The 1,864-nt window shown below is 76.7% G+C and carries 1 protein-coding gene and 1 pseudogene; both read right to left on the bottom strand.

Going from position 1 to position 1,864, the window contains the following annotated elements:
- Positions 1–878 (bottom strand): annotated as a pseudogene (locus tag ACFV0G_RS35245) (hypothetical protein); the annotation flags it as partial.
- A gap of 213 nt (positions 879–1,091) precedes the next feature.
- On the bottom strand, positions 1,092–1,864 hold a 773-nt coding region (locus ACFV0G_RS35240; protein WP_380556758.1), incomplete at its 5' end, for a glutamate ABC transporter substrate-binding protein.

The following is a 1,864-nucleotide window of genomic DNA, read 5'->3' as shown; positions in this document are numbered from 1 at the left end:
TGGCCCGCTTTTTTTTTTATCACCCCCCCGCCCCCCCCCGGGGTTTGGCCCCCCGGCTCCCCCGGGCCCCCCCCCGGCCCCCGCCGCTCGTGCGACTCGTCCCGCAGCCGCAGCAGGCCCTCCAGCTCCACCCGGACGTCGTCCAGCGCCCGGCCGGCCCGGTCGAAGCGCGCGGTGTCCACCGCGCCGGCCGCCGCCCCGGGCCCGCCCCCGCCGCCGTCGCCCGCGCCGGTGCCGCGCTGGGCCGGCACCCGGGCCGGCCGCCAGAGCGCGAGCGGATCGGTGGCGACCTCGGCCCGCTGCTCCGTCAGCTCCTCGGCGATCCTGGCCAGGTCGTCCGCGAGCGGGTGCCCGCCCGGCCGCACACCGACCGACAGCGCCAGCATCTGCACGCGCTGCAGCTCGGCGAGCAGCAGGTCGATCCGGACGGGCAGCGCCGACCAGACGGCGTCCGCTGCGACGACCACCTCCAGCACCGTGGTGTACCAGGCGTTCATCCGCTCCAGCAGCTCGGCCAGGCTCATCCGCTCGACCAGCCGGGCCGGCCCGCCGACCCACGCCCCGCCGTCGGGCAGCTGGCCCCCGGAGACGGTCACCGACGGGCCGCCGAGCAGCTCGCCCAGTTCGGCGAGTTCGGCGCTGCCCGGCTTGGCCCGGCGCGAGCGGACGGCCCGGGCCGACGCCAGGGCCTCGCAGTACCGGTCGAACAGCGACCAGAGCACCGACAGGCCCTGCCCGGCGGCGGACCAGCGTTCCAGGGTGCGCCCGGTGAGATCGGCCCCTTCGAGCAGCCGACGGCCGGGATGGTCCTGCAGGGCCAGCAGCGCCGACTCGACGGCGTCCCGCTCGGCACCCAGCCGCGCCAGTGCGCGGTCCACCTCCTCCCGGCTCATCGCCGGTCCGGCAGTTCCTGCCAACGGTCGTTCCTCTCCGGTGCGGGCCGCCCCCGCGGCACTCGGGCCGGGCGGCCGGTTCTCTCGGTACGCCCCCGGCGGGGGCCCTGGGCTGACGGTACTTCGGTGCGGTGACGCGGTCGGCGACGGGGGACGGGCTGCGCGGGCCCGGCCGGGGAGACCGGCGGGGTGACGAGACTACGGCAGGTACCGCTCCGGGGAGGCCCCCATGGTGGGGGCGAGCCAGCGGTCGTAGCTGCGCCGCCAGCCGCCGTCGGCGCGGTAGTCGAGCAGCACCTGGTTGACCCAGGCCACCAGGTCGGGTGCGGACCTGGCCGCGGCGATGCCGAGGTAGGCGGGCGCGATGGTGTCGCCGACCACCTCGACGCCCGGGTCCTGGGCGGCCTGCGCGGCGCCCAGCACGGTGTCGGTGAGCGTGGTGTCGACCCGGCCCAGCTGCATCAGGACCAGGCAGTCCAGCTGGTTGTCCACCACAGTGACGCCCGTGGTGCCGCGCGGGTCGCGCTTCAGCTCGGCCTCGGAGGAGGACTGCGCGGCGACGCAGGCCCGCCGGCCGGCGAAGGCCTTCGCGGTGTCGGTGATACGGGCCGACTTCGGCACCACCGCCTGCTGGCCCGAGCGGAAGTACGGGGCGGAGAAGGCGACCTCCTTGAGCCGGTCGCAGGTGATGGTCATGGTGCGGACGACCAGGTCGACCTCGCCGCCCCTGACCGCGTCGATCCGGCGGGCGGTGGGCACCGTCCGGAAGGTGACCCGGTCCGGGTCGCCGAGCAGGGACGCGGCGACGGCGTGCGCCAGGTCGATGTCGAAGCCCTCGATCCGGCCGGTCCGCGGGTCGCGGAACCCCCAGTCGTAACTGTTCTGGTCGACGCCGACCACCAGCGTGCCGCGCTGCCGGATCCGCCGGACGGCGGCGCCGTCCGGGTCCTTCGCCGGGGCGGCGCTCCGGG

Origin of the sequence: Kitasatospora sp. NPDC059571 (assembly GCF_042735675.1) — a bacterium.
Classification (GTDB): domain Bacteria; phylum Actinomycetota; class Actinomycetes; order Streptomycetales; family Streptomycetaceae; genus Kitasatospora.
This window is presented reverse-complemented; position numbering and strand designations above follow the sequence as displayed.